The organism is Pseudomonas sp. UBA6315, assembly GCF_002438125.1.
Lineage (GTDB): Bacteria > Pseudomonadota > Gammaproteobacteria > Pseudomonadales > Pseudomonadaceae > Aquipseudomonas > Aquipseudomonas faucium.
In genome coordinates this window covers 51,236-57,767 of the sequence record NZ_DJTF01000025.1, presented here as the reverse complement: position 1 = coordinate 57,767, position 6,532 = coordinate 51,236, and the positions used below count along the sequence as shown (strand labels likewise).

Below are 6,532 nucleotides of genomic sequence, written 5' to 3'. Positions count from 1 at the left end.
CGCGATGGCCCAGCTCCAGCAGGTGGCAGGTCGCAAGATAGGCGCCGTGTTCATGGTCGATGCGCACAAGGTCCGCCTCCACCCCTTCCAGCTCGCGGTCGACGATGACCATCGGCGTGCGCACGCAGGCCAGGCTCTGCAGCAGGTCGCTGTCTTCGCCCACCGACGCCACCACCAGGCCGTCGATGCGTTTTTCCAGCAGCACGCGCAGGTAGCTGCGCTGCTTTTGCGGGTTGTCGTCGGAGTTGCACAGGATCACACAGTAGCCGTTGCGCTCGCAGGCATCTTCGATGCCCCGCGCCAGCTCGGCAAAATAGGGGTTGACGCTGTTGGGCACCAGCAGGCCGATGGTGGCCGTGCTGCGCGCCTTGAGCGAGCGCGCCACGGCGCTGGGTACGTAGTCGAGCTCGGCGATGGCCGCTTCGACCTTGAGCCGTACCTGCTCGCTGACTGGCCGGGTCTTGTTCAGCACATGTGACACGGTGGTGTAGGAAATACCCGCAAGTGCAGCGACGTCTTTGATGGTTGCCATGTTTTTTCAGTTCCGCCGGTTCGAACGCCGGCTGCGATAAGTGTCGAGCACCACGGCGATGACGATGACCGCCCCGGTGATGATGCGTTTGGTGGGTTCCGACGCGCCGATCTGCGCAAGGCCTGCGGCCAGCACGGAGATGATGAGCACGCCGAAGAAGGTGCTGATGACCGAGCCGCGCCCGCCCATCAGGCTGGTGCCGCCGATGACCACCGCGGCGATCACCTGCAATTCGAGGCCGGCACCGGCATTGGGGTCGGCGGCCTCCAGCCGGGAGATCTGGAACAGCGCAGCCAGGCCGGCCAGCAGGCCCATCAGGGCGAACACCAGTACCTTGTAGGGGCGCGGGTCGATGCCGGCCAGCCGCACGGCTTCTTCGTTGGTGCCGATGCCGATCAGGTAGCGGCCGAACACGGTGCGGGTCAGCACCAGCTGGGCCAGGATGATCACCAGCAAGGCAATGATGAACGCCGGCGAGATACCGAAGGCGATCGGGTTGGAGAACCAGGCATAGGCATCGCCGATATAGGCGGTGCGCGAGTCGGTGAACTGGTAGGCCAGGCCACGGGCCATCTCCAGCACGCCGAGGGAGACGATAAACGACGGGATGCGCCAGGCCACGGTGACCGCACCGGTGACACTGCCGGCCAGGGCTGCCGCCGCCATGCCGAGCAAAGCCGCCGGCAGCACGCCCCAGCCCCAGCCGAGGATCGCCACGCTCACCGTGGACGCTGCCAGGGCAAGTACCGAGCCGACCGAGAGGTCGATGCCGCCGATGATCAGCACGAAGGTCATGCCCACGGCCAGCACCATCAGGTCGGGGATCTGGTTGGCCAGGGTGCTGAAGGTGGCATAGGACCAGAAGTGGCTGCTGAGCAGCGAGAACAGCACGATCATCGCCAGCAAGGCGCCGGCCAGGCCCAGGTAGGTGCCAAGGCCCAGGTACGTGCCGCTGCGGCGTGCGGGGGTGCTGCCGGAGGTATCGAGAGGTGTGGTTTTCATGCATCCATCCTGGGTGCTGCGTCTTGCAGCAGGGCGTCACGTTTCTGGTAGCCGGCGAAGGCGGCGGCAAGAATCTGGTCCTGGCTCCAATGGTCGCGCTCGAAGGTGTCGATCAGGCGCCCGGCAGAGAGCACGGCGATGCGGTCGCAGATCAGCATCAGCTCGCGCAGGTCGCTGGACACCACCACCAGCGCCTTGCCCTGGCGCGCCAGTTCCGCCAGCAGGCCATAGATATCGAACTTGGCGCCCACATCGATGCCGCGGGTCGGCTCGTCGAACAGCAGTACCTGGCAATCGCGCTCCAGCCAGCGGCCGATCACCACCTTTTGCTGGTTGCCGCCCGACAGCTCGCCAACGGCCTGCGCGGCGCCGGCACTGCGAATGCGCATGGCGGCGATCTGCCGATCGGCCAGCGCCCGTTCGGCATCGCCGTCGAGCACCCCGGCGCGGGACACGGCGCCAAGGTTGCCCAGGGCGATGTTGGCGCTGATCGACTGCGACAGCAGCAAGCCTTCGCCCTTGCGGTCCTCGGTGATCAGGGCGATGCCGGCCTTGACCGCGGCCTTGGGCGAGTCGATGGTCACCTCCCTGAGTGGCTGGCCCAGGGCAATGCTGCCGCTGTCGGCGCGGTCGGCGCCGAAGATCAGCCGTAGCAGCTCGGTGCGCCCGGCACCGATCAGCCCGGAAATGCCGAAGATCTCCCCTGCCCTGACCTGCAGCGACACATCACGCACCTTATCGCCACGGCACAGGTGCTCGACCTTGAGCAGCGGCGCGCCAATGGTGCGCCGGCCCAGGTCGATGTGCTCGCCCAGCTCGCGGCCGACCATCAGGTTGACCAGCTCGCTGCTGCTGTAGCGCTGGATCGGCTCATCGCACACCAGCTTGCCGTCGCGCAGCACCACGATGCGCTGGGCCACGCGCTGCAATTCTTCGAGGCGATGGGAGATGTAGACGATGGCCACGCCACGCTGGCGCAGGCGTTCGATCTGCACGAACAGCAACTCCACCTCGCGGGCGGTGAGCATGGCCGTGGGCTCGTCGAAGATCAGCACATGGCAGTCGCCGATCAGGTTGCGGGCGATCTCGACCATCTGCTGGTGGCCGATGCCCAGCTCGCCGACCGGGGTATCCGGGTCGATGGCGTCCAGGCCGACCTGGGCCATGGCGGCCGTGGCCAGCTGGCGCAGGCGCTTGTGGCTGATCCAGCCGAAGCGGCTGGGCAGGTTGTCGAGGAACAGGTTCTCGGCCACGGTCAGGGTCGGCAGCAGGTTCAGCTCCTGCATCACCATGCGCACCCCGAGGCGCTCGGCATCGCTGCGGCTGGCCGGGGCGTAAGCCTGGCCGCGGTAGCGCATGTGGCCGGTGGTGGGCGTCTCGAGGCCGCTGATGAGCTTGGACAGGGTGCTCTTGCCCGCGCCGTTCTCGCCGGTCAGGGCCAGCACCTCGCCCGCGCGCAGGGCCAGGCTGACGTCGCCGAGCACCGGCTGGGCATAGCTCTTGCCCAGGCCAGTGGCGATCAGCACCCCTTCATCGGCCGTTGCAGGCATGGCCATCTCTCCTGGGCGTCAAGGCTGGGTGATCAGCGTGACCGGGGTCTGGATGACGTTGTCGGCATCCACGTCCGGTTTTTCTCCCTTGAGCATTTTCAGCGCCGCCTGGATGCCGAACACCGCTTGCTGGCTGGCCGCCTGGTCGAGGGTGGCGAGCACGCGGCCATCCTTGAGCATCGGCTTGATGGCGTTGATGTTGTCGTAGCCCACCACTTGCACCTGGCCGGTCTTGCCGGCGGCGCGCACGGCCGACACAGCGCCCAGGGCCATGCTGTCGTTGCCGGCCAGCAGGGCCTTGAGGTCGGGGTATTCGTTGAGCATGGAGGCGGCAACCGCGTTGCCCTTGTCGATTTCCCAGTTGCCGGACTGGGTCGAGACGATCTTCATCCCTGCCGCGTCCATGGCGTCCTTGAAGCCCGCCGTGCGCTGCTGGGCGTTGGTGGTGGTCGACACGCCTTCGATGATGCCGACCTGGTCACCGGCCTTGAGCTTTTCCTTGGCCAGGTAGTCGCCGACCATGCGCGCGCCCTTGCGGTTGTCGGGGCCGACAAAGGGCACGCTGATCTGCTTGCTCTTGAGCACGTCGGGGTCGAGGCGGTTGTCGATGTTGACCACGGTGATGCCGGCGTCCATGGCTTTCTTCACCACCGGCACCAGCGCCTTGGAGTCGGCCGGGGCAAGGATGATGGCCTTGGCGCCAGTGGCGATCATCTGCTCGACGATGCGGATCTGGTTGCCGGTATCGGTCTCGTCCTTGATGCCGTTGGCCACCAGCTCGAAGTCATCGGCATGGGCTTTCTGGTAGTCCTTGGCGCCATCTTCCATGGTGCGGAAGAACTCGTTGGCCAGGGACTTCATCACCAGCGCGACCTTGGGCTTGTCTTCGGCGTGGGCAGCGGAAAACGGCGTGGCCAGGGACAGGGAAGAAATGACGGCGAGCGCCAGCAGACGACCAGGGAACGGCAGCTTCATGGGAAATGACTCCGGATCTTGTGATTTTTATCGGGTCGCAAACGTTTGCGTTAAATAACTATGGAAACAGGTTGCCCTTTTGTCAAATCCGTTTCGCTTTCGGGGTCTAGCCGCTCTAACGCAGATTATCTGGGATTTTTCCGAAAAACCGAACAGGTTTTCCTATTCTTGTTCGGAGTTCCGAACGAACGGACGCCTAACCGAACCGCCGGAGCCTTGCTGTGACGGCGCTTACAGCCGATTCCGCGCGGGTGGTACAAAAAGTGCGTGGCAGGCACTGCGTCACAACAAAAAATCTCATTAGGAAGAGAGAGAACAATAACCATGAACGCTGCACTTAAAACCTTTGCCCCCAGCGCCCTTGCGCTGCTGCTGATCCTGCCGTCCATGGCCTCGGCCAAGGAAGTGGAGAACCAGCAGAAGCTGGCCAACGTGGTGATCCTCGCCACCGGCGGCACCATCGCCGGCGCTGGCGCCAGCGCGGCCAACAGCGCCACCTACCAGGCTGCCAAGGTTGGCGTCGACAAGCTGATTGCCGGCGTGCCGGAGCTGGCCGACCTGGCCAATGTGCGCGGCGAGCAGGTGATGCAGATCGCCTCCGAAAGCATCACCAACGACGACCTGCTCAAGCTGGGCAAGCGCGTGGCCGAGCTGGCCGACAGCAATGACGTCGACGGCATCGTCATCACCCACGGCACCGACACCCTGGAAGAAACCGCCTACTTCCTGAACCTCGTGGAAAAGACCGACAAGCCGATCGTCGTGGTCGGCTCCATGCGCCCCGGCACCGCCATGTCCGCCGACGGCATGCTCAACCTGTACAACGCCGTGGCCGTGGCCAGCAACAAGGACTCGCGCGGCAAGGGCGTGCTGGTGACCATGAACGACGAGATCCAGTCCGGGCGAGACGTGAGCAAGTCGATCAACATCAAGACCGAAGCCTTCAAGAGCGCCTGGGGCCCGCTGGGCATGGTGGTGGAAGGCAAGTCGTACTGGTTCCGCCTGCCGGCCAAGCGCCACACGGTCAACTCCGAGTTCGACATCAAGCAGATCAGCAGCCTGCCCCAGGTGGACATCGCCTACAGCTATGGCAACGTCACCGACACGGCCTACAAGGCCCTGGCACAGAACGGCGCCAAGGCGCTGATCCATGCCGGCACCGGCAATGGCTCGGTGTCGTCGCGGGTGGTGCCAGCCCTGCAGGAGCTGCGCAAGAACGGCGTGCAGATCATTCGTTCGTCCCACGTCAACCAGGGCGGTTTCGTGCTGCGTAACGCCGAGCAGCCCGACGACAAGAACGACTGGGTCGTGGCCCACGACCTGAACCCGCAGAAGGCCCGCATCCTGGCGATGGTGGCGATGACCAAGACCCAGGACAGCAAGGAGCTGCAGCGCATCTTCTGGGAATACTGATAACGCAAGCAGCACCCCAGTGCCGCGGGGCTTTTCACCTGACAGGCTGTTGCGAAAAAGACTACAGTGAAATACTGTATGCGCATACAGCAAAAACAAGGAAAAGCCCCGTGGCCAGTACCGCCTCCGCAACGCCGAGCAGCTATGAACAACTGGGTGTGCGCATCCAGAAGATCATCAACAGCCCCATCGCCCAGCGCAGCCGCGCCGCCCTGATCTTCCGCCTGGACCACGAGTCGCCGGACGATTGGGAAACCTTGCTCGAGGAAATCGCCGAGAACGACAACGTCACCCTCGCCCACCGCGACGATGGCGGCGTGCAGATTTTCTGGACGGTGCCGAAGGAAGACTGATCGCGCATGAGAGTTTCGCTTTTCGCCGCGACCTGCCTGTTGCTTGCCACCCCGTTTGCCCATGCCGATGCACCGCGCACCTTCCAGGAGGCCAAGAAGGTCGCCTGGAAGCTGTACGCGCCGCAATCGACGGAGTTTTACTGCGGCTGCAAGTACAAGGGCAACAAGGTCGACCTGGCCTCCTGCGGCTATGCACCGCGCAAGAATGCCCAGCGCGCCTCGCGCATCGAATGGGAACACATCGTGCCGGCCTGGCAGATCGGCCATCAGCGCCAATGCTGGCAAGAAGGCGGGCGCAAGCTTTGCTCGCGCCGCGACGATGTCTACAAGCGTGCCGAAGCCGACCTGCACAACCTGGTGCCGAGCATCGGCGAGGTCAACGGCGACCGTAGCAATTTCAGTTTCGGCTGGCTGCCCCAGCAGCAGGGCCAGTATGGCCTCTGCCTGACCCAGGTCGACTTCAAGGCCAAGAAGGTCATGCCGCGCCCCTCGATCCGCGGCATGATCGCGCGCACCTATTTCTACATGAGCAAGCAATACAACCTGCGCTTGTCGAAACAGGACCGGCAACTGTTCGAGGCCTGGAACAAGACCTACCCGCCACAGGCTTGGGAACGCCAGCGCAACCAGCAGGTGGCCTGCGTGATGGGCCGCGGCAACGACTTTGTCGGGCCGGTGAACCTCAAGGCCTGCGGCTGAGGTTCAGG

The 6,532-nt window shown here is 64.4% G+C and carries 7 protein-coding genes; 3 read left to right on the top strand and 4 right to left on the bottom strand.

Annotated features, from left to right (window positions below):
• From B3E94_RS02360 to B3E94_RS02345, 4 genes are all read right to left on the bottom strand, one after another.
• Window positions 1-532, bottom strand: a 532-nt coding sequence (locus tag B3E94_RS02360; RefSeq protein WP_286912182.1) for a LacI family DNA-binding transcriptional regulator, incomplete at its 3' end; no start/stop codon positions are given.
• Between the two features lie 6 nt (window positions 533-538).
• Window positions 539-1,534 carry an ABC transporter permease gene (locus tag B3E94_RS02355; protein ID WP_176514273.1) on the bottom strand — a complete coding sequence of 332 codons (996 nt, stop codon included), beginning with the start codon at window positions 1,532-1,534 and terminating at the stop codon, window positions 539-541.
• Window positions 1,531-3,084, bottom strand: coding sequence for a sugar ABC transporter ATP-binding protein (locus B3E94_RS02350; RefSeq protein WP_286912181.1), 1,554 nt, complete (start codon window positions 3,082-3,084; stop codon window positions 1,531-1,533). Before B3E94_RS02350 ends, B3E94_RS02355 begins: the two co-directional genes overlap by 4 nt.
• 18 nt (window positions 3,085-3,102) lie before the next feature.
• Window positions 3,103-4,059 (bottom strand): sugar ABC transporter substrate-binding protein, encoded by a 957-nt coding sequence (locus B3E94_RS02345; protein ID WP_236235400.1) that lies wholly within the window; start codon window positions 4,057-4,059, stop codon window positions 3,103-3,105.
• A 324-nt stretch (window positions 4,060-4,383) separates the two neighbouring features.
• Here B3E94_RS02345 and B3E94_RS02340 point away from each other — a divergent pair, with 324 nt between their 5' ends.
• From B3E94_RS02340 to B3E94_RS02330, 3 genes are all read left to right on the top strand, one after another.
• Entirely contained in the window at window positions 4,384-5,472 is a 1,089-nt protein-coding gene (locus B3E94_RS02340; RefSeq protein ID WP_236235401.1) for an asparaginase, read from the top strand.
• Window positions 5,473-5,582: 110 nt separating this feature from the next.
• Window positions 5,583-5,825: a DUF1654 domain-containing protein gene (locus tag B3E94_RS02335; protein ID WP_176514264.1), complete on the top strand. Its 243-nt coding sequence runs from the start codon at window positions 5,583-5,585 to the stop codon at window positions 5,823-5,825.
• 6 nt (window positions 5,826-5,831) lie between these two features.
• A complete protein-coding gene (locus B3E94_RS02330) occupies window positions 5,832-6,524 on the top strand; it encodes an endonuclease I family protein (protein ID WP_286912179.1) in 693 nt (230 codons plus the stop codon).
• The last annotated feature ends 8 nt before the right edge of the window (window positions 6,525-6,532 follow it).